Source organism: Streptomyces sp. LUP47B (assembly GCF_001746295.1).
Taxonomy (GTDB): Bacteria; Actinomycetota; Actinomycetes; order Streptomycetales; family Streptomycetaceae; genus Streptomyces.
Genome location: NZ_MJAH01000002.1, coordinates 408,103 through 428,441, shown reverse-complemented (window position 1 = coordinate 428,441; position 20,339 = coordinate 408,103). Strand labels below are relative to the sequence as shown.

Sequence of the window (20,339 nt, the reverse complement as noted above, 5' to 3'; positions counted from 1 at the left end):
CACGCGAAGCCGCCCACGTCCGGCGGCGAGTACGAGCTATCCCGGTCGACCCCCGCGCCCCACGCCGGCGCAGGTCACCCCGCCTCGCGGCGAGCCGCTCCGCGGATCTCCAGCCCCGCCAGCAATTCCGCCGTGGCCTCCGCGATCACCTCCACGGCCCGGTCGAAGACCTCCTGGTTGTGGGCGGCGGGGGCCCGGAAGCCCGACACCTTGCGCACGTACTGAAGCGCGGCGGCGCGGATCTCCTCCTCCGTCGCTTCCTCGGGCAACACCGGCGGACGAAGCGTCTTGATACTGCGGCACATACCGACAGTCTCCCTCCCCGAGCGGATCGGCGCTTCCGTCCGCCCGTTCCGAATGTCATGATCCTCGACGAGGCGGCCACCGGTTCCGGGGCCGACCGACGAGAGGAACAATCCGACATGGCGCACGACTCCGCGCACCGGAAACTCACCCTGGCCGTCCTGGGCCCCGGCGGCACCGGCGGCCTTCTCGCCGCTCTCCTCGCCCGTGCCGGACACCGCGTGATCTGCCTGGCGGGCGACGACACGGCGAACACCCTGCGCACGGCCGGTCTCCAGGTCCGCAGCGGCACCTTCGGAGACTTCACCAGCCCCGTGGAGGCCAACACCGAACTGCGCGAACCGGTCGACGCCTGCCTGATCGCCGTCAAGCACACCTCCCTCCACTCCGCCCTCGGCCGCGTCCCGCCCACCGTCCTGGGCGACAGCCTGGTCGTCCCCCTCCTGAACGGCGTGGAGCACCCGGCGACCCTGCGCACCCGCTACCGCCCGGACCGAGTCGCCCCCGCGGTGATCCGCGTCGAGTCGACACGGATCGCGCCGGGCGTCATCGAGCACGGCAGCCCTTTCGCCGAGCTCGACCTGACCGGCGACGGCGTCCCCCGCGAGCGCCTCGAGGCACTGGCCTCCGCCCTGGCCGAAGCCGGACCCAGGACCCGTGTCGTGGACGACGAGTCGGCCGCCCTGTGGGCCAAGATGTCCTTCCTCGCTCCCTTCGCCCTCCTCACCACCCTGCACGGCCTCCCCCTCGGCGAGGTCCGCACCCGCCACCGCGAGGAGCTGACCACCCTGGTCGAGGAGACCGCCGCGGTCAGCGCGGCCTGCGGCGGCCCCGCCGACCCGGCCCAGGCCCTCGCCCGCTACGACGCCTTCCCGCCCCGCACGAAGTCCTCGATGCAGCGCGACGCAGAGGCGGGCCGCCCCCTCGAACTGGACGCGATCGGCGGGGCCTTGCTGCGCGCGGCGGACCGGCACGGGCTGAAGGTGCCCGTCGCGACCCGGGTGGTACGGGAGTTGGCGGACGCCGCCCGCTGACGGCCCGCCCCGACCGCCACCGCCAGCCCTCACGCGCCCCCTCAGCCGCCGTCGCCGCCCGTCAGGTCGAACCGCCAGTCGTTCGACGTGAGCCAGTGCCCCTTCGGGTACTCGAACTCGGCCTGTCCGAGCAGCGTGAAACCCGCACGGCGACAAACACCGTTCGACGCGGTGTGCTCCACGCTCGGGAACGCGTGCAGATACCGGTGCTCTCCGGCGGCCCGTGCCTCCCCCACGACGGCGCGGGCCGCCTGCGCGGCCAGTCCCCGTCCCTGGAACTCCGGCAGGGTCCCCCATCCTGTCTCCCATATCAGGGAGTCCCGCCACTCACGCTGCCAGAATCCCACCGAGCCCACGGTCTCCCCGCTGTCCGCGAGCGTGACGCGGTACATCTGCCCCGGCGACAGCTCGACGTACCGCCGATGCCGTGCGACGAGCTTCTCCTCGCTCTCGGGACCGCCCAAATGGGCGGTCATCTCCGGGCTGTTGGTCCGCTCCAGCAGCCAGAAGTCGCCCTCCGCCCAGGGCACCAGCCGCACCTGTTCCGTCTCCATGCCAGCCACCTTAGGCGCCGGGTCTGACAACGCCTCCGGCCTGCGGTTTTGCCGAACCGGCAACAGACCTCGCGCCCCCGCGCCGTACGTTGGCAGGATCGCCGTGAGCCGCAGTCCGTGAGCCGTCACCGCCGTACCCACGGAGGACACATGCCGCACCGCACCCACCGTCTGGTCCCCGGTCCCGCCGGCCGGATCCACCTCGTGGAGCAGGGCACCGGGCCCCTGGTCCTGCTGCTGCACGGCTTCCCGGAGTCCTGGTACTCGTGGCGCCACCAGCTGCCGGTGCTGGCCGCGGCCGGATACCGCGCGGTCGCCGTGGACGTACGCGGATACGGCCGCTCCTCGAAGCCGGAGGCGGTGGCGGCGTACCGGATGACCGAGCTGGTGGCGGACAACGCGGCCGTGGTGGAGGCACTCGGCGAGCGTTCCGCGGTGGTCGTCGGGCACGACTGGGGCGCGACGATCGCCGCGCACTCGGCGCTGCTCAGGCCGGACGTCTTCCACGCGGTCGCCCTGCTGAGCGTGCCGTACACCCCGCCCGGCGGCCCCCGCCCCAGCGAGGTGTTCGCGCGGCTCGGCGGGGCGGAGGAGTTCTACGTCTCCTACTTCCAGGAGCCCGGCCGGGCCGAGCGCGAGATCGAACCGGACGTCCGCGGCTGGCTGGCCGGCTTCTACGCCGCGCTCTCCGCCGACACCATGCCCCTGGCCGCCGACCCCCACTTCGTCGCACCCGGCGGCCGACTCCGCGACCGCTTCCCCACCGACCGCCTCCCGGCCTGGCTCACCGAGGACGATCTCGACGTCTACGCAGGGGAGTTCGAGCGCACGGGCCTGACCGGTGCCCTGAACCGCTACCGCGCGATGGACCGGGACTGGAAGGATCTGGCGGCCCACGCGGGCGCGGCGATCCGTCAGCCCTCTCTCTTCCTGGGCGGCACCCTGGACGCCTCCACCACCTGGCTCTCCGACGCCATCGACGCCTTCCCCACCACTCTGCCGGGTCTGCGCGGCGCTCATCTCCTCGACGGTTGCGGACACTGGATCCAGCAGGAACGCCCCGAGGAGGTCGGCCGTCACCTGACCGACTGGCTGGGATCGCTCGCGGCCGGTCGGTAGCGCACGTTCACCGTGGCCGTGCGGTCGCCGCCGTCGAGGAGTTCGAGGCGGAGGGGAGCGCCGCCGGGGTTGTCGAACAGCCGGATCCCGTCGCCCAGCAGGACGGGCGCGATGTGTAGGTCGATCTCGTCGATCAGTCCGCGGTCGAGGAGTTGGCGGCCGATCGTGGGTGAGAAAACCTCGACGTTCTTGCCGTCGGCGGCCTTGAGCGCGATCCGGACCGCCTCGGCGACGTCACAGCTCAGGAAGGTCACGCCCTCGGCGCTCGGCGCGTCCTCGGGGTGATGTGTGAGGACGAACACCGCTCCCTGCCACGCCCCGCCGTAGATGCCACCGGCGTCGGGAAAGGCGTCCCAGCCGTCCCGGCCGCCCAGCACGGCCCCGGTCGTCCCGGCGTACTCCTCGACGAGGCCGGGCCGGAACGAGAATCCCGTCATCCAGTCCATGCCGTGTCCGGGGCCCGCCACGAACCCGTCCAGCGACATCGTGAAGTGCCAGAGCACCTTGCCCGCGGCGGTCTGCGGCTCCATGCCCGCCGCCGGCCTCGTGTCCACGTGCTGCGGGTTCTCCATGGCTGGTCCTCTCTCAGGGCGCTCCTCGTCCTTCCTTGAGACCGGCCCCGCGCGCGAAAGTCATCGCCGGACCGCCGCCGCGCGGGCCCGCCTTCCCGCCGACCTCGCTCGATGCGCGGCGACGGTCATGACGAGGACGGAGATCAGGACGATGCCGGCGCCGACGTAGAGGGGTGCGGTGTAGCCGAGGCCCGCCGTGATCGCGAGGCCTCCGGCCCAGGCGCCCAGCGCGTTGCCGAGGTTGGACGCGGACACGTTGGCGCCGGCGGCCAGGGCTGCCCCGTGCGCGTAGTCGGTGACGCGGGTGATCAGGCCGGGCACACCGGCGAACCCGAACGCCCCCATCAGGAACGCCAGCACCACCGACGCCGTGGCGCTGGAGGCGAGCAGCCCGAACGCGGCCAGGGTGAAGGTGAGCCCGGCCAGGGCGAGGATCAGCGCGCGGTCACGGTCCTGGTCGGCGGCGCGCCCACCGATCAGGTTCCCGACGACCAGGCCGACGCCATACACCATCAGCAGCCAGGGGACAGCCGCCGAGGAGAAGCCCCCGACCTCGGTGAAGGTGTAGGCGATATAGCTGAACGCGCCGAACATCCCGCCGTAGCCGAGCGCGGTGGCCACCAGGGTCAGCCAGACCTGCCCGGACCGGAATGCGCCGAATTGGGCGCGCACGCCGGTGGGGACCGTCGGCGGTGTCCGTCCGGCGCGGCTCGGCACGAACGCGACGATTCCCGCGAGCGCGAGCAGGCCGATCACCGTGACCGCCCAGAACGCGGCCCGCCAGCCCCAGCGCTCCCCGACCAGCGCGCCGAACGGCACACCCAGCACGTTCGCGACGGTCAGCCCGGCGAACATGACGGCCACCGCGCGGGACGCGCGCTCCGGTGCGACCATGCCGCGCGCGACCAGCGAGCCGATGCCGAAGAACGAGCCGTGGCACAGCGCCGCGACGATCCGCCCGAGCAGCATCACCGGATAGCTCGGCGCGATCGCGGACAGCAGGTTGCCGAGGACGAACAGGACCACCAGGCCGACCAGGACGTGCTTGCGGGGCAGCCGCGCGGTCGCCGCGGTCAGGGCGATCGCACCGACCGCCACACTCAACGCATATCCGGAGATGAGCCGCCCCGCGGCCGCCTCGGACACCGCGAAACTCGCCGCCACCTGGGGCAGCAGCCCCGCGATCAGGAACTCGGTCAGCCCGATCCCGAACCCGCCGACGGCCAACGCCACGAGCCCACTTGGCACCCGTGACCGTCCGATCACCGGGCTATGCACGACAATCCCCAAGATCCGCGCTCATGGACCGACCCTCGCGTCCCGACCGCGGACCGGTCCATGGACAAAGAAGCCACGACGCTTGGACGAAAGCGGGGACGATGTTCACAGTCGAGGAACGGGACCGCCTCCGGGAGCGGTTGCTCGCGCGCGCGGAGGCCGACGACAGCGTCGTGGGCGCCGCCTTCACCGGCTCGTACGCCGTCGGGGAGGGCGACCGCTGGTCGGACACCGACCTGGTACTGGCCGTGCGCGGGGAGCTGACGGCGACGCTGGAGCGGTGGACGGGCTGGCTCTACGACGATCTCGGCGCGCGGCACCACTGGGACCTGTCCGTCGGGTCCGGCGTCATCCGGGTGTTCCTCCTGCCGGGCTGGCTGGAGATCGACCTGACCTTCGCCCCGGAGGCCGAGTTCGGCCCGCGGGGCCCGCAGTGGCGGACGGTCTTCGGCCGGACCCGCCCCCTCGAACCCTTCGCTCCCCCGGACGGCGACACCCTCGTCGGCCTCCTGTGGCACCACGCACTCCACGCGCGCGTGTGCGTCGAGCGTGCCCGCTGGTGGCAGGCCGAGCACTGGATCAGTGCCCTGCGCGAGCACGTGATCACGACGGCCTGTCTGCGACTCGGCCACCCGGCCGCGCATGCGAAGGGCGCCCACCTGCTCCCCGACGGCCTCTCGACCGCGCTGGAGACGACCCTCGTCCGCACGCTCACCGCCGCGGAACTCCACCGTGCCCTGAGCGCCACGATCGGCGTCGTCACGGCCGAACTCGAACGCTTCCGTCCCGAACTCGCCGCGCGTCTGGTCCCGATGTTCGCGGAGCTGACGAACACGCCGCCGGACGAAATGCCGTTGAGATGACGTCGCCCGTGGACAAGGCTCCGTGGTCATGGAGTTCTTCTGTTACCACCGTGACCGGCCCGGCTCCCTGCCGCTGCGTGAGCAGCTGACGGAAGCGCACTGGTCCTACATGGACCGGTACGCGGCCGAACTGATCGCCCGTGGCCCGACGTTCGCCGCCGACGGCGAGACGCCGACGGGAAGCGTGCACATCGTCGACCTGCCCGATCCGGCGGCGGCCCGCGCGTTCGCGTTCGACGAGCCCAACTACCAGGCGGGCGCGTACCGGGACGTAATGCTGCGCCGTTGGCGCAACCTGCTCGGCCGCACCATGTGGGACTTCCCCGGCGGCCGGACCGGTGGCGACCGGTATCTGGTGCTCGGTCTCGGCACGGGAGAGGCCGCCGACCTCGCCGTACCGCCCGACAGGGACGATCTGATCGCCTACGGTCCTCTCCTGTCCGACGACGCCGGCGCCTGGCTGGGAACGGCGGCCCTGGTCCGCGCCCCGGACCCGGAGCGGGCACGAGCCGTGCTGACCGCGGACCGGTACGCGGCCGTGGAGGTCCACGAGTGGGAGTTCGGCGGACGACGCTGACAACCCTGGTTCTCGGGGCAACCGCACAGGGACCGGCCGTCCGAGCAAGGAGCGTCCACGCCATGGGTACCGCCGTCCGCGTCCCGCAGACCAGGGACATGATCGGGGACGAGCTCTCCGGAGACGAGGCCTTCACCGCCCTGCGCCACTACGGCGGGCTGCGGCTGCTGACCGACTCCTTCGCCCGGTTCCGTTACGCCGACGGCTTCACCAACGCCCGCGCCCTCGCCTTCCAGGTGGTGCTCGGCCTGGTGCCGTGCACCGTGGCGCTGGTCGGCCTCGCCACGTCGGTGCACACGGAGGGCGTGGGCCGGATCATCGAGCTCACGCTCGGCCGGATCGTGCCGGGCGCGAGCGCAGACATCGTGAAGGACGCCTTCGACGGGACGCGGCGCACCGCGCACGGCGATGTCTGGAGCACGCTCGCCCTGTGGCTCGGTCTGGGCTTCGCGCTGCTGAACCTCGCCTCGGCCATGGGCCAGATCGAACGCGGCGCGAACCGGATCTACGGCATCGAGCGCGACCGGCCCTTCCCGCGCAAGTACGCGCGCGGGCTGGTGCTCGCGCTCGCCGCCGGTCTGCCCCTGGTGCTGGGGTTCGTCGTGCTGGTGGCCGGAGAGGCCGTGGGGGACGCGGTGGCCGAGTCCGCGGGCCGGGACGGCGGCGGGCCGCGCTGGTGGGGTGTGCTCGACCTGCCCGTGGGGCTCGCGCTGGCCTGGGTGGCCTCCGCTGTGATCTTCCGCTGGTCGCCGCGCCGGGTGCAGCCCGGCTACACCTGGCTGGCCTTCGGCTCGGCCGTGCATCTGCTGCTGTGGGTGGCGGCCACCTGGCTGCTCGCCCTGTACGTCGAGGAGAGCGGTGCCTTCGGCGCCGTGTACGGGCCGCTCACCGCCTTCATCGCCCTGCTGCTGTGGGCCAACCTGACCGCCGTCGCGCTCTTCCTCGGCATCGCCTTCGCCGCCCAGCTGGAAGCGGCCCGCGCCGGCCTCGAGTCCGCCGTACACCCGGACCCCGGCCCGGGTGTGTGAGGCGACGCGAGCGCCGGCCACCGTGCGAGCGCGCCGCCGCCCGCGCAGCGGCCGGGCCTCCGAGCCGATGCGCGCCGCCGGACTCGTCCGCCCGCTGCCGAGACGGCCGTCTCGCGGTCAGCCGTGTGCGGCGGCGGTGACCGTCGCGGGGTCAACGCCGGTCAGTTCGACGATGCGATGCGGCGGCACACCCGCAGCCGCGCAGGCGTGCGAGGCCGGGCGGCGGTCTCGTCGTCAGCCCTCCGCGGCAGGGGTGACCGTCGCGGGGTCCACACCGGTCAGCTCGACAAGGCGATGCGACGGCACGCCCGCAGCCGCGCAAGCGTGCGAGGCCGGCCGGCGGTCTCGTCGTCAGCCCTCCGCGGCAACGGTGACCGTCGCGGGGCCCACCCCGGTCAGCTCGACGATGGCGATGCGACGGCACACCCGCAGCCGCGTAAGCGTGCGAGGCCGGGCGGCGGTCTCGTCGTCAGCCCTCCGCGGCAGCGGTGACCGTCGCGGGGTCAACGCCCGTCAGTTCGACGATGCGGTGCGGGGGCACGCCCGCGGCCAGTGCGCGTCCGATCAGACCGTCCCGGCCGTCCGCGCAGTCGCGGTAGGCGAGCAGCTCGTCCTCGACCCCGGCGAGCGGCTCCGGTGCCAGGTGGTGGCGGAGCCGGCTCAGTTCCTCGTCGCTCAGCGGCACGGGCAGCCGCTCGGCCCCCTCGGGCACGGCGGCGGTCTCCTCCGGCGGCAGCAGCCGCAGACGCGGGGAGGTCGCCGTGCTGCCCTGGGCGTCCAGCCACGCGCGCACCGCGGGAGTATCCATGCACGCGAGGTCGCCGACGGCGGCGGGGGCCACGCCGAGTTGCGCGGACGCGTCGTCGAGCAGAAACAAATAGGCGTCGTCGGTCATCGTCGGCTCCTTCTCGACACTGACTCCTCCACAGGGGCTGATCGACCTCCCATTACCCGGCCTCGCCCGGCTAATGTTCTGGTTCGGCGAGTGACCGAAGAGGAGCGAGGACATGGTCGGTCTTCCGAGCGCGCGTTGACGTCGTGGGCCGTCCGGCCCGTCATCGCGTGCTGCCCGTGAAGGTGTGGCACAGCAAGCCTTCGATACGAGGTTCTCCGTGCCGTCCGCTTCCTCCGCCATGTCCGATTCCGGTCGCCCCGCCCCGTCGAGCCTGTGGCGAAACGGCGACTTCCGTAGCCTCTGGGTGGGCCAGACGGTCTCCCAACTCGGCGAACAGACAAGTCTGTTGGTATTGCCGCTCTTCGCCGTCCTGACCCTCGACGCCAGTGCCGGCCAGCTGGGTGTCCTGCGAGCGGTGGGGCAGGCGCCGATCCTGTTGCTCTCGCTCCTCGTCGGCGCGTGGGTGGACGGATGGCGGACCCGCACGGTGATGGTGCTGACGGACGTCGGCCGGACGCTCGCGCTGGGCGCAGCCGCCCTGGGCGGTCTCCTCGGTCTGCTCGGCCTGCCCGCGCTGCTCGTGGTCGCCTTCACCGTGGGAGCCCTGTCCGTGTTCTTCGACGTGGCCTACCAGGCGTCTCTCGTACGGCTGGTGAGGCGCGATCAGCTGGTGCGGGGCAACAGCGCGCTCGAGGGCAGCCGGTCCGCGGCGCAGATCGGCGGACCCGCCCTCGGCGGCGCGTTGGTGTCCCTGCTGTCGGCGCCGATCGCCGCCGCCGCCGGCGCACTGTTCTTCGCTGTGTCGTTCCTGTCGATCCGGCGGATCCGTCGCCGCGAACCGATCCCGGAGCGCCAGCGCTCGGAACGCCCCTCTCGCACAGGGCGGCGCATTCACGAGGGCCTCCGTTTCGTCGTCGGCGACACCTCGCTGCGGACCGTGTGCCTGGCCTCGGCCGCCTTCCAGTTCTGCTTCGCGGCCATGATGACCGTCTATCTGCTCTTCCTGCCGCGGGAGCTGCACCTGTCGGGCACCGCCGTAGGGCTGGCGCTCGCGGCGACGGGGCCGGGCGCGCTCCTGGGCTCGGTGCTGGCCGCCCGGCTGCCGGGCCGGTTCGGTTACGGCGTGGTGCTCATGTCAGCGGCGGCACTCGGCGACGGCGCGTTCCTGTGCGTGCCCGCGCTGCACGGCTCCGCCGCGGTGACGGTTCCCGTGCTCGTCGCGGTCGGCTTCGTGTTCGGGACGGGCGGCCAGTTGGTGAACGTCATGGTCATGGCCGTCCGGCAGACCGCCACCCCGGACGGGATGCAGGGCCGCGCGGCCGCCACGATCACGTTCGTCGGCATGGGGATGACCCCGCTCGGCTCCCTGCTCGGCGGATTCCTCGCACAGGAATGGGGGTTGCGCACCAGCCTCCTGGTGACGGCCGCGGGCATGCTGCTGTCGCCCGTGGTGATGGCCCTGTCCCCGCTCGCCCGCCTGGGACGGACGCTTCCTGCGGGCGCGGGACACACCGATCCGTCGTCGCCCTGATTCCGGTGGGGTCCGGCCGCTCGTTCGCATGAACCTCCCGAAGCCACTCGCAACCCAAAATCGAACAGGCGTAGCATTGTGCCGTGGCTACGACCTATGACTTTCCGAGTGACCTCCTCGCCGGTCAGGAGGAGCTGCATCAGGTCCGGGCCGAGCTGTCGGCCCTGCTCAAGCGGCTTCCTTGGTCGGTCACGCCGCTGGACGGCTTCAGCGACAGCAACGGCTGGCGGAAGGTGGAGCGCCCCGCCTCCCCGGGCTGGACCCCGGACGAACAGGCCGAGGTGGAAAAGCTCCGGCAGCGCGAACACGAACTCGCGGTCTTCGTCACCACCCACCGTTTCTGGACGGAAGTGGCGACTCCGGAACGCGTGGACGCCCGCACCAGGCTGAAGCACGCGTCCCGCGGGCCGGAAACCGGCTGAACGACGAAGGACCCCGGCCGAGATCGGCCGGGGTCCTCTTCCGGTGTGGGCGCGGACGGTTTCGAACCGCCGACATCCTGCTTGTAAGGCAGGCGCTCTACCCCTGAGCTACGCACCCGAGACGAGTCGACAGCCTACCCTGCCCGGCACCCTGTCCTGCAAACCTTTAGCCGGGGGGCCGGCGGCGTCAGAGCAGGAGTCAGGGTTGATCAGGGCAGGAGTCAGGGTCGATACGGGGGAAAACCCCACCCTCGATCCGGGAGCGACCCGGATCCCCCGCGTGAGCCCCGGTCCCTAGGGTCGAAGCAGGGTCGCGGACTGCCCGCGACCGCCCGTCCAGGGCTACCAGGGGGAGATCGTCATGGTCCGTTCCGTTCCCGTACGTGCCGCCGCCGCGGCCGGAGTCGTCGCGCTCGTCGTCGCGGGGGCCACCGCCTGCGGCGCCTCCGCCGGGGACGACAAGACCCCCGACCACAAGTCCTTCGCCCTCCAGGGCCGCACCCTCACCGTCGACTCCGACGACTCGGCGCTGGAGATCGTCGCCGCCGATTCGAACAAGGCGGGCACGGTCGAGGTCACCCGCTGGTTCCAGGGGACCGTCGCCATCGGCAAGGACCCCGAGGTGACCTGGTCGATGAAGGACGACCGGCTGGTGCTGCGCATGAAGTGCAGCGGTGTCGTGGCCGACTGCGCGGCCAAGCACCGCATCGAGGTGCCCCGGGACATCAGCGTGAAGGTCCAGGACGGCGACGGCAGTGTGCGGGCCCGGGGGTTCACCCGGCCGCTGAGCATCAGCACCGGCGACGGGTCCGTGCGGGTCTCCGACTCCAGCGGGCCGCTGGAGCTGCACACCGGCGACGGCTCCATGAAGGCGGACGTCACCTCCCGCCGCATCAGCGCCCGTACCGGGGACGGCTCGCTCCACCTCGAACTCGGCGCCGTACCGGACCGGGTGGAGACCCGCAGCGGTGACGGCTCCGTGACCGTCGAGCTGCCGAAGGCCACCTACCGCGTGGACACGAAATCAGGCGACGGAGGGGTCGATGTGTCCGTGCCCCGGTCCGACTCCAGTGACCATGTGGTGTCCGCCCAGAGCGGAGACGGGAAGATCACGGTGCGAACCGCGAACTAACCGGCCCGTGTGTTCGTCCCTTACCGGTGGGAGAATGACACCGGGCACCGCCAGGACGGAACACAGCACGGGAGAGGGATGTGACGGCGACACCATCGCAGCCGTACTCGTCGTCGTCGGTGCCGCGCGCACACCGCCAGGCGCTCAGGGACACCCTCACCCTCATCGGTCTGCCCCTGCTCGCCGCCCTCGCGCTGCCGGCCTCGTTCGCCGGCGGCGGCACCCGGCGCTGGTTCGGCGGACGGGCGGAGAGCCAGCGGGCCGAGGCGCAGGCCGCGAAGGACGCCGCCGCGGCCGCGTTCTACGAACTGGACACCGCCCAGCGGGATCTGCGGATCTCGATCGAGACCATCACGGCCGTCGACGACTCACCCGCTGCCCGGCGGGCGGTCGCCGACTTCCAGGCGATCAGCGGACGGATCGACGAGGCCAGTCAGCGCTACATCGAGGCCGTCGACGCCCATGACCTCGACCGGGACGACCTGGAGGCCTCGGTCGCCGCACACGCGCGTACCGAGCTCACCCGGGCCAAGGACGACCTCGGCAACGTCAAGCGGGAGCTGGACCGTTTCGGCGACAGTCTCGGACCGCTGCTCGGCAAGGCCGAGACCCAGCTCGCCCGCCTCGCCCCGGCCGTCGAGCGGGCCCGGCAGGGGCTGCTGGCCGCCTCCAACGCCCTGGACGCCGTACGGGAATCGGGGCTGAAGGCGGACGACCTCGCCGCCCGGCTCGCCGCTCTGGGAACGGAACTGACCAAGCTCAACCAGGGCGCGGGACAGCACGGCGTGCCGCAGACCCTGGAGCGGGCCGAACGGGTCGCGCGGGAGGCCGAGTCGATCCGGGTGGAGGCCGAGCGGCTGCCGGAGCGGGCCGCGGAGATCGACCACCGGCTCGTCTCCCTGCGCACCCGCGCCGAGGCCCTCACCACCCGCGCGGGCCAGGTCGACCCGGTGCTCAGCGAACTGCGCCGCCGGTTCACGGCCGCCTGCTGGCAGGACCTCCAGCACGTCCCGGACCAGGCCACGGAGAACGTACGGCAGGCCGAGCAGAAACTCCGCGAGGCCCGCGCCGCGCGGGACGAACAGCGCTGGCCGGACGCGACGTCCCTGCTCTCCACGGTCCGCGCCCTGCTCAACACCACCGACGAGTCCGTCTCCGCCGCCGGCGACCGGCTGCACCGGCTGAACGCCGTGCAGAAGGACCCCCAGCAGGAGATCGACCGCACGCGCTTCGCCATCCGCGACGCCCAGCGCCTCGCCATGAGCGGCCGCAACACCCCCGACCCCAGGCACGCACGCCCGTTGGACGACTCCGTGGCCCGCCTGGACCGGGCGATCGCCACCCTGGAGGGCCGCCACCCCGACTACTGGCACTTCCTCACCGAGACGGAAGCGGTGCGGCAGACCGTGGCACGGGTCGTGTCCCAGATCCGCGAGGAGCGCGGGGGCTCGCACTGACTGCGTCGCTCGTCAACTACTCGCGAGCGGGCGATTGAATCTCGCACGAACTAGACAAATCACCTCTTTTTGCATAGATCGCTCCGATGGGGTGACATGTAATAAGACCCGCATATCTCTCATAAAGGAGATGGTGGTATGTCTTCCACCGAGTTCCTGCTCGACGACCTCACCGATGCCCCCGGCATCGACGTAGAAGCGGCTCTCGACCCCGTCGAGGCCGACGGCTACTACCGCGACAGCCGCCAGTGCGCGGCGCTCGCTCTGGTGTCGGCGTCGAGCCAACTCCTGCTCTCGCCTCCGACGCCACGGCCGAAGAAGGGCTGACGGGAGAACCCGAATGGAGCAGTCAGGCACTTCGACCCGCCTCGCGGGCGCGGTGCAGGGCCTCATGTCGGAACTGGTCTCCGCTCTTCGGAGCGGAGACCAGTTCCGGCTGGCAGGCACGGTCGCGCGGGGGAACGGCCCCGAGGCGACCGCCGACCCGGCTCTCGCCGCCGTACGGGTGGTCGGAGCCGATGTCGTCCTGCCGAGCGTCCTGCTGCGCTGCGCGCTTCCCGCACCGGACGATCTCACCGTGTTCAGCAGGGCCGCACACGCCTACCCACCACCCGCCGGAGCCCCTCCCACCTCGGTGTGGAGCCATTGGGCCATGCGGCGGGCGCTCCTGCGGCTGGACGCGTCCCTCGACGGCGCGTGGGACGACGACACCGAGCCCGACGCGGCCTGGCTCGAGGACGCGCCGTGGCAGTTCCTCACCCACCAACTCGCGGTGCTCGCGCCGCTCGCGCTCCCCGGCGAGGACTGCGCGGTGGCCCGTGTGGCGCGCCGCCGCCCGGTCGACGTCGCCCGGGGATTCGTCCGCGCGGTCCGCCGCCGCGACTGGCTCCAGGCAGCCGGAGCGGGACGCTGGCTGGTCCTCCTCGACGAGGTGCCGCAGACGCTCGGCCTGGACACCGGGCTGGAGTTCGTGGCCCAGATGGGCGGCGAGGACGCCCGCGTGGCGTTCCAGGTCGAGGCCGCTCAACTGATGCGCGCCGGGGTGCCGGTGTGACGGCGCACGAGGTCCGGGCTCTGGGCGCGGCCGCCTTGGCCTGGGTGTCCGCCCACCGCGAGGGATTCGCGCTCGGCGACGACGCGCTCGCCGAGCACGGCAACGTGAACACCACCTGGAAGCCCCTCGGCGAGCTGGCCCAGGTGTGCGTCTGTGTACGCCGGCACACCGATCCGACCGACCCGCTCCACGTGCTGGCGTCCGACCTGCTGTCGTTCGCGTGGCAGCAGACCGAACGGGGCGCCCTCTTCGTGGAGTTGCAGCGCCTCGAACCCTTCGCGACCTATCCGCTGGAGATCTACGCGGCGTTCGCGTCGGCGGGCCTGCGCCACGCCGGCTACGAGAGCGCCACCGCGACGGTGGCCCGCACCCGCGGCTGGCACCTGACGGAGCAGGAACCGAACCGACGCCTGAGCGTGCTCAACTCCGAGCGCCGCAGCGGCCTCCCGGAACACGAGGACATGCCGCGGGCGCTGCACCGCACCTGGCTCGCCGGTCTGCCGGAGCCGTGGACGTTCGAGCTGGCCGCCGGCTACACGCTCACCCATGTGATCTTCCATCTCACCGACTGGGGTCTGACCCCGCAGGCCGTGCCCCCGCCGGTCGCGGCCTATCTCCGGAACTGGCTCGCGCCCTGGCTCGACACCTGTCTGGAGGACGAGCAGTGGGACCTGAGCTGTGAACTGCTGGCCGTGGCGAGCAGTCTGCCCGGCACACCGGACCGCGCCCTGCTCCAGGACGCCTGGGCGAGACTCTCGGTGGCGCAGAACGACTCGGGCGCCGTCCCGGAGGTGGGCGGCCGGGGCAGCCGTACGACCGCACCCGACTTCATCGACTGTTACCACTCGACACTGATGACGGTCTTCGCCGCCGTGCTGACCGTCAACCGGCTGCGCGAGACGGCCGGGGACGCGGAGACGGCCGCGGCGTACGGCGGACAGGGAGTGCCGGGATGAACAACACGCGTCTCATCCACAACGTCGGCGTCGGCGCCCTTGAGTGGCTGCACGCCCACCGCGACGGATTCCGGCTGGAGGTGGACGTCGACCCGGAGGTCGGCTTCCTGGAGCGCTTCAAACCGGTCGGCGAACTGGCGCTCATCTGCAAGGTGTTGTTCCGCGAGGGCGTGGCCGGCTCCCGACAGGCCACACTGGCACGGCAGTTGATCGACCACGCCTGGTGCCACACGCTGGACGGCGGCCGGATGCTGGTGCGCGGCCAGCGCACCGAGCCCATCTCGCCCATCCCCTTCGAGGTGTACCTGCCCTTCAGGGAGCTGGGCTACAGCAGCCCCGAGGCCGAGCGGGCCTTCCGGCTCAACCAGCGGCTGGACAGCTACGCCGCCCTGGAGATGTCGCCGGTCCGGCGCCTGGGCCTGTCCGCCTTCCAGCGCCGCTACGGCCTGCCGCCCCGGGTGCCGGAGGCCGACATCGCCGGCGCGACCTGGCTGGGACGTTCGCCCGAACCCTGGACCGTGGAAGGGCACATCGCCTACGACATCACCCACACCGTCTTCCACCTCACCGACTGGGGAGAGAACCCCGACGGGCTGCCGGCCGAGATCGCCTGCTACCTCGCTGACTGGCTGCCGGCCTGGCTGGACGACTGGCTCGACCTGCAACGCTGGGACCTGCTCGGTGAACTGCTCGTCGTCGACGCCTGTCTGCCCCGCCCCACGTTCGACGAGCGGGCGTGGGAAGGCTTCGCCGCCGCCCAACAGCCCGACGGCGCTATGCCCGCCGTACGCACGATGCCGCAGGGCGCACCCGACGAGGTCTTCGACGTCGTCTACCACCCGACGCTGGTCGCCGCCTTCGCCTCCGTCCTGGCCACGTCCCGCGCCCTGACGCAACTGGCGCACAGCCCGTCATGACAGTCGGCGCACGCCCCACGCGTCCCGCCCCCTGGCCGGGCGTCCTGCCCGACGTCACCGGCGTGACGCGGACAGAGATATCCGGCGACGAGGAGGCGGTGTGGCGGCGGCTCGACGAGGCCATCGACGCCGTGGACGCGCCCGACGTCGTCTTCGCCCTCTCCCGGTACGGCCGCCGGACCGTGCGCACCGGGGGCACCGCGCCGCCCCCGTCCGTCCCCCGCGATCAGCTGCGCTACGAAATGGGCTCGGCCTCCAAGACGTTCACCGGACTGCTGCTCGCCCATCTGACGCAGACCGGCCTGCTGTCCGCGGGCGAGCCGGCCGCCGCCCTGCTGGATCCGGCCAGGCGGCCCGGCGAGGATCCCGTGACCCTCGCCCATCTGATCACCCACACCTCCGGACTGCCCGCCCTGCCCGCCGACTTCTTCGTCCGGGCGCTGCCGGCCTGGCGCACCAACCCCTACGCCCGCTATCCGGCCGAGCGCGTGGTCGACGCCTTTCTGCGCCACCGGCAACGCCACCGGCCCGGCACCCGCTGGCACTACTCCAACTTCGGTGTCTCCGTCCTCGGTCACGCCCTGGCGGCGGCGACCGCCACCCCGTGGGACGAGCTGCTCACCGGTCAGGTGCTGGGTCCGCTCCGGCTGAGCGGCGCCACCCTCGCCCCCGGCGGCCCGGACACCGACGCCACCGGACACCGCAAAGACGGCACCACGCCCGTTCCGCCGCTGACCGTCGGCGGCTTCCAGGCGGCCGGCGCCGTCCGGGGCACCCCGCACGACCTGCTCACCTTCCTGGAAGCACATCTGGATCCGGCGGGCAGCCCGCTGACCGGTGCGTTGCGCGCGGTACGCCGCCCCGTGCTCCGGCGCGGTCTCGGGCACCGGCATGTGCACACGGTGGCCTGGTTCCAGCACCCCACGCAGTGCGGTCCGATGTACTTCCACGGCGGGGCGACACTCGGTCAGCAGGCCTTCCTGGGCTTCAGACCCGACATCGGAACGGCGTTGGCCGCCATGTGCACCCGCCGCTTCCGCGCCGGCGACGCCTTCGTGCCGACCGCGTACACCCTGCTGGCAGAGATGTAGCGACCGACGAGCTCGGGCATCGCCGGCGTCACCGCGTCCTCAGACGCGCTGCCACAGGGCCGGAGCGAGGGCGGGCTGCCAAGCGGACTGCGCCTGATGGGACTGCAGGCACTCGTACGAGACGCCGTCGAGGGTCACCCGCGCGCCCACCTCGTACACCCGACCCGGGGTCCAACCACCCGTCTGACCGTCCTCGGGGGCGGTGGTGCCGCTCCCGCTCGTGCTGGTGCTGAGAGTGAGGCCGTAGGTGCTGAGCAGCGGGTTGATCGGCTGGTAGAAGGTCGTTCCGCCGCTCGTGCAGTCGCCGGAACCCCCGGACGTGACGCCCTGGGCCTGGGTTCCCGAGATGTACGAGCCACCGGAGTCGCCCGGCTCCGCGCACACCGTCGTACGGGTCACGCCGTCGATGGTGCCCTCGGCGTAGGTGACGCTCGTGTCGTGCTGCTCGATCGTGCCGCAGTGCCAGCCGGTGGTGGAACCGGACCGGCACACCGCGGCGCCCGTCAGGGCCTGCACCGAGCCGGCGGTCTGAACGTCCTGGCCGCCCTCCCCCTTGACGGCGGGCGTGGCGGTCCAGTCACTGTTGACGCCCACCCAGGCCATGTCCTTCCCGGGGAAGACGGATGCCTGGAAGGTGCCCTGGGCGACCTGGTTGTACCCAGTGGTCTTCGCCCCCGCCTTGCCGCAGTGGCCGGCTGTCGCGAACCCCTGCTGGGTGCCCTTGGTGACCCCGAACCCCACGGAACAGCGGGCCGAGCCGTCGATGTAGAAGGCGTCGCCGCCCCGGATGTCGTACAGGGCGCGCGGCTGGTCGGCCGACACCTTGACGTCCACGATCGCGCTGTCGACGCGGGCTGCCGCGATGAGCTTGTCGGCGGCGGCACGGCTCTTCGCCTGCACCGTCACCCGGTTGGTCCGTACGTCGATGTACCGGACCGGCGTGTCCAGCGCCTCGCCGGCCGCGGAAGCGTCCAACTTCGCCTTGGCGGTCCGCAGGTCCTGCAGCGGGGTCCTGACGACGACGGCCCGCGCTCCACCGGCCTCGATGGCGGGGCTGTCCGCGGCGTCGGTGGTGGCGACCGTGAGGTCCGCGGAGGTGGCGCCGCTCACCCACGCTCCCGCGAAGCGCTTGCCCAGCGCGTTCTGCAGGCGGCCCGCACGCGTGCCCGCCTCGGCCTCGTTGACCAGGCGCGTCCTGGCCTGACCCTCGGTCAGGCGCAGATCACGCTTCAGCGCCCGCAGGACCGCGGGCGAGGGACGGTTCGCGCCGAGCGTCTCGGCGGCGGAGGGCGCCGACGTCGGCGCGGGGGGCTCGACGGCCGCGGCCGCGGGCAGCCCCGTGAGCACGAGCGCACTGAGCAGCGTCAACGCGGCGCAGCCGGCCGACGCGTGTCTGTGGACCATCAGGCAATCTCCTCGGATGTGAGTACAAAGGGCCTCGAATCCTTAGGTTTTGCCGAGAACCAAGCGGACGATGTCCGCTTCCTGACCGTTCCACGCATCGGACGACACGAGAGGGCCGCCCGGCGGAGCACGGGATGCCGACGGGCCGTCACACCGGGTACCGACGCGTTCCTCAGGCGGGCTGGAGGCCCGGGTTGCCCGCCTCCGTCACGAAGGACGCGGCGGTGGTGATCGGCGCACCCTTCGTGGTCACGGCGGACACGGTCCTGAAGTCGGCCCGCGCCTGCTGCCGGTCGAGTGTGACCCGCACATAGCCGCGGCGCCCGTTGTAGAACCTGAGATGCGGGTTGGCCTTGAGGTACGTGTCCCAGGTGGGGGGCCGCTCGGCGCCGTCCCGTCCGCTCGTGACCGACGTGGCCGTGAACTCCGTGCCCAGCGTCCTGGAGGCCGGGTCGTCGAAGTCGTCCTTGATGTCGAAGGCGTAGCCGGCGTGCACGTCCCCGGTCATCACCACCAGGTTCTCGACCCCGGCCGATTTCGCGCCGTCGAGGATCCTGCGCCGGGAGGCCCGGTAGCCGTCCCAGGCGTCCATGGACATCAGGGGTTCCGACGTGAGGTCGAGTTTGCGCTGGGAGAAGCAGACCTGTTGCGGCATCACGTTCCACAGGGCCTGCGAGGCCCGCCAGCCGTCGATCAGCCAGCTCTCCTGCGCCGCCCCGGTCATGGTGCGCGACGGGTCGTCCTGGAGGGGACCGCCGGAGTGCTTGGTGGACGCGTACACCTGGTCGGAGCGGTACTGCCGGGTGTCGAGGATGTCGAACTGGGCGAGGGTGCCCCACTGGAGCCGGCGGTAGAGCCGCGCGTCGGGACCGTTCGGCAACTGCGCGCCGCGCAGCGGCTGGTTCTCCCAGTACGCCCGGTAGGCGGCGGCGCGGCGCAGCAGGAACACCTCCGGCGGGTCGTCGTTCTCGCTGATGGCGCCCGCGTAGTTGTTCTCGGTCTCGTGGTCGTCCCAGGTGACGACGAAGGGGTGCGCCGCGTGGGCCGCCCGCAGGTCCGGGTCGCTCTTGTAGAGCGCGTAGCGCAGACGGTAGTCCTCCAGGGTCATGGTCTCGCGGTTGAAGAGGGCGGGCAGCTTGCGGTCGGTGTAGGCGCGCTGACCGCCCGCGGCGTTCACGGCGTACTCGTACAGGTAGTCGCCGAGGTGGAAGACCACGTCGACGTCGTCCTGGGAGAGATGGCGGTGCGCCGTGTAGTACCCGTCGTGGTAGGCCTGGCAGGAGACAGCGGCGTAGGAGAGCGACGCGGCGGCGGCGGTGGTGGCCGGCGCCGTGCGCGTACGGCCCGTCTCGCTGATCCAGGTTCCGGTCTTGAACCGGTAGTAGTAGACACGGTCGGGTTCGAGGCCCGTCACGTCGACGTGCAGGGTGTGGTGGTACTCGGGGTAGGCGATGTCGACGCCGCTGCGGACAGGCGCGCCGAAGCGCTCGTCGAGGGCCATCTCCCACTGGACGGTGACGTACTGCTGGGGAAGACCGCCGTCCGGCTCGAACGGGGCGGGGGCGAGCCGGGTCCACAGCAGCACGGAGTCGGGCAACGGGTCCCCGGAGGCGACGCCGAGGGTGAACGGATCGACGGCGATCCTCGCCGCGTCGAGTTCGGTGGAGCCCGCCGCGCCCCGGGCCGGCAGCTGGGTGCCGAACGCGAGAGCGGCGGCCGCCGCGGTGACCGTGAGAAAGCGGCGCCGCCCGAAGTACCGGGCGGCGGCGAGCAGTTCGGGGTCGTGTCGCACAGCCAAGGGGTCCCCCCACTGTTGATCGACGGCAGAGAACCCCCGTATGCTAACCGGACAAAGATCATAATTCGGGCACCCCGCCGGGACGCCGGTTAACCTGTGCTCATGCCTCGCTACGAGTACCGCTGCCGGACCTGCGGCGACACCTTCGAACTGAGCCGTCCCATGGCCGAGTCCTCCGCCCCCGCCGACTGCCCGGCGGGCCACGACGACACGGTGAAGCTGCTGTCGACGGTGGCGGTGGGCGGCTCGGCGTCCGCGTCGGCCCCTGCGCCCCAGGCGGGTGGCGGCGGTGGGGGCGGCTGCTGCGGCGGAGGCTGCTGCGGCTGACCGCCGTACCTCTTCAGGCAGCCTTCA

General features: G+C 72.1%; 22 protein-coding genes and 1 tRNA gene. 15 read left to right on the top strand and 8 right to left on the bottom strand.

What is annotated here, in order from left to right; all coding sequences use genetic code 11:
• Positions 1–74: 74 nt before the first annotated feature.
• Entirely contained in the window at positions 75–305 is a 231-nt protein-coding gene (locus BFN33_RS08530; RefSeq protein ID WP_069759289.1) for a DUF2277 domain-containing protein, read from the bottom strand.
• Positions 306–422: 117 nt separating this feature from the next.
• On the opposite strand from BFN33_RS08530, the gene BFN33_RS08525 reads away from it, so the two are divergent.
• Positions 423–1,337, top strand: coding sequence for a ketopantoate reductase family protein (locus BFN33_RS08525; protein WP_069759656.1), 915 nt, complete (start codon positions 423–425; stop codon positions 1,335–1,337).
• 41 nt (positions 1,338–1,378) lie between these two features.
• Here the strand turns inward: BFN33_RS08525 and BFN33_RS08520 are convergent, their stop codons facing one another.
• Positions 1,379–1,891, bottom strand: a complete 513-nt coding sequence (locus tag BFN33_RS08520) for a GNAT family N-acetyltransferase (RefSeq protein WP_069759288.1) — start codon at positions 1,889–1,891, stop codon at positions 1,379–1,381.
• Between the two features lie 150 nt (positions 1,892–2,041).
• On the opposite strand from BFN33_RS08520, the gene BFN33_RS08515 reads away from it, so the two are divergent.
• On the top strand, positions 2,042–3,010 hold the full coding sequence (locus BFN33_RS08515; RefSeq protein WP_088245286.1) for an alpha/beta fold hydrolase: 969 nt from the start codon (positions 2,042–2,044) through the stop codon (positions 3,008–3,010).
• Here BFN33_RS08515 and BFN33_RS54205 read toward each other — a convergent pair.
• Positions 2,968–3,582 (bottom strand): dihydrofolate reductase family protein, encoded by a 615-nt coding sequence (locus BFN33_RS54205; RefSeq protein WP_069759286.1) that lies wholly within the window; start codon positions 3,580–3,582, stop codon positions 2,968–2,970. The genes BFN33_RS08515 and BFN33_RS54205 overlap by 43 nt on opposite strands.
• A 60-nt stretch (positions 3,583–3,642) precedes the next feature.
• A complete protein-coding gene (locus BFN33_RS08505) occupies positions 3,643–4,830 on the bottom strand; it encodes an MFS transporter (RefSeq protein WP_069759655.1) in 1,188 nt (395 codons plus the stop codon).
• Between the two features lie 131 nt (positions 4,831–4,961).
• On the opposite strand from BFN33_RS08505, the gene BFN33_RS08500 reads away from it, so the two are divergent.
• The 3 genes from BFN33_RS08500 (at position 4,962) to BFN33_RS08490 (ending at position 7,328) form a co-directional block, all read left to right on the top strand.
• Entirely contained in the window at positions 4,962–5,723 is a 762-nt protein-coding gene (locus tag BFN33_RS08500) for a hypothetical protein (RefSeq protein ID WP_069759285.1), read from the top strand.
• Positions 5,724–5,751: 28 nt separating this feature from the next.
• Positions 5,752–6,300, top strand: coding sequence for a YciI family protein (locus tag BFN33_RS08495; RefSeq protein ID WP_069759654.1), 549 nt, complete (start codon positions 5,752–5,754; stop codon positions 6,298–6,300).
• A gap of 62 nt (positions 6,301–6,362) precedes the next feature.
• Positions 6,363–7,328, top strand: coding sequence for a YihY/virulence factor BrkB family protein (locus BFN33_RS08490; RefSeq protein WP_069759284.1), 966 nt, complete (start codon positions 6,363–6,365; stop codon positions 7,326–7,328).
• A 469-nt stretch (positions 7,329–7,797) separates the two neighbouring features.
• Here the strand turns inward: BFN33_RS08490 and BFN33_RS08485 are convergent, their stop codons facing one another.
• On the bottom strand, positions 7,798–8,223 hold the full coding sequence (locus BFN33_RS08485) for a DUF6003 family protein (protein WP_069759283.1): 426 nt from the start codon (positions 8,221–8,223) through the stop codon (positions 7,798–7,800).
• Positions 8,224–8,461: 238 nt separating this feature from the next.
• Here BFN33_RS08485 and BFN33_RS08480 point away from each other — a divergent pair, with 238 nt between their 5' ends.
• On the top strand, positions 8,462–9,754 hold the full coding sequence (locus tag BFN33_RS08480; protein ID WP_069759653.1) for an MFS transporter: 1,293 nt from the start codon (positions 8,462–8,464) through the stop codon (positions 9,752–9,754).
• A gap of 83 nt (positions 9,755–9,837) precedes the next feature.
• Positions 9,838–10,176 (top strand): hypothetical protein, encoded by a 339-nt coding sequence (locus BFN33_RS08475; RefSeq protein ID WP_069759282.1) that lies wholly within the window; start codon positions 9,838–9,840, stop codon positions 10,174–10,176.
• A 46-nt stretch (positions 10,177–10,222) separates the two neighbouring features.
• Here the strand turns inward: BFN33_RS08475 and BFN33_RS08470 are convergent.
• Positions 10,223–10,294, bottom strand: a tRNA-Val gene (locus BFN33_RS08470).
• A gap of 243 nt (positions 10,295–10,537) precedes the next feature.
• Between BFN33_RS08470 and BFN33_RS08465 the strand changes: the two genes are divergently transcribed.
• From BFN33_RS08465 to BFN33_RS08435, 7 genes are all read left to right on the top strand, one after another.
• Positions 10,538–11,308: a DUF4097 family beta strand repeat-containing protein gene (locus BFN33_RS08465; RefSeq protein WP_069759281.1), complete on the top strand. Its 771-nt coding sequence runs from the start codon at positions 10,538–10,540 to the stop codon at positions 11,306–11,308.
• A gap of 80 nt (positions 11,309–11,388) precedes the next feature.
• Positions 11,389–12,765 (top strand): hypothetical protein, encoded by a 1,377-nt coding sequence (locus tag BFN33_RS08460; RefSeq protein WP_069759280.1) that lies wholly within the window; start codon positions 11,389–11,391, stop codon positions 12,763–12,765.
• A 138-nt stretch (positions 12,766–12,903) separates the two neighbouring features.
• A complete protein-coding gene (locus BFN33_RS08455) occupies positions 12,904–13,092 on the top strand; it encodes a hypothetical protein (RefSeq protein ID WP_069759279.1) in 189 nt (62 codons plus the stop codon).
• A gap of 13 nt (positions 13,093–13,105) precedes the next feature.
• On the top strand, positions 13,106–13,819 hold the full coding sequence (locus tag BFN33_RS08450) for a hypothetical protein (RefSeq protein WP_069759278.1): 714 nt from the start codon (positions 13,106–13,108) through the stop codon (positions 13,817–13,819).
• Positions 13,816–14,775, top strand: coding sequence for a hypothetical protein (locus tag BFN33_RS08445; protein ID WP_069759277.1), 960 nt, complete (start codon positions 13,816–13,818; stop codon positions 14,773–14,775). Before BFN33_RS08450 ends, BFN33_RS08445 begins: the two co-directional genes overlap by 4 nt.
• Positions 14,772–15,692, top strand: a complete 921-nt coding sequence (locus BFN33_RS08440; RefSeq protein ID WP_069759276.1) for a hypothetical protein — start codon at positions 14,772–14,774, stop codon at positions 15,690–15,692. The genes BFN33_RS08445 and BFN33_RS08440 overlap by 4 nt, the downstream gene beginning before the upstream one ends.
• The gene (locus BFN33_RS08435) at positions 15,689–16,783 is read left to right on the top strand and encodes a serine hydrolase (protein ID WP_079140721.1); all 1,095 of its coding nucleotides are present in this window, start codon (positions 15,689–15,691) and stop codon (positions 16,781–16,783) included. Before BFN33_RS08440 ends, BFN33_RS08435 begins: the two co-directional genes overlap by 4 nt.
• Positions 16,784–16,822: 39 nt before the next feature.
• On the opposite strand, the gene BFN33_RS08430 is transcribed toward BFN33_RS08435, so the two are convergent.
• Positions 16,823–18,187 (bottom strand): carbohydrate-binding protein, encoded by a 1,365-nt coding sequence (locus BFN33_RS08430; RefSeq protein ID WP_069759275.1) that lies wholly within the window; start codon positions 18,185–18,187, stop codon positions 16,823–16,825.
• A 172-nt stretch (positions 18,188–18,359) separates the two neighbouring features.
• A complete protein-coding gene (locus BFN33_RS08425; RefSeq protein WP_069759274.1) occupies positions 18,360–19,985 on the bottom strand; it encodes an alkaline phosphatase in 1,626 nt (541 codons plus the stop codon).
• A 102-nt stretch (positions 19,986–20,087) separates the two neighbouring features.
• On the opposite strand from BFN33_RS08425, the gene BFN33_RS08420 reads away from it, so the two are divergent.
• The gene (locus BFN33_RS08420; RefSeq protein ID WP_053850450.1) at positions 20,088–20,312 is read left to right on the top strand and encodes a zinc ribbon domain-containing protein; all 225 of its coding nucleotides are present in this window, start codon (positions 20,088–20,090) and stop codon (positions 20,310–20,312) included.
• Positions 20,313–20,339: the final 27 nt, after the last annotated feature.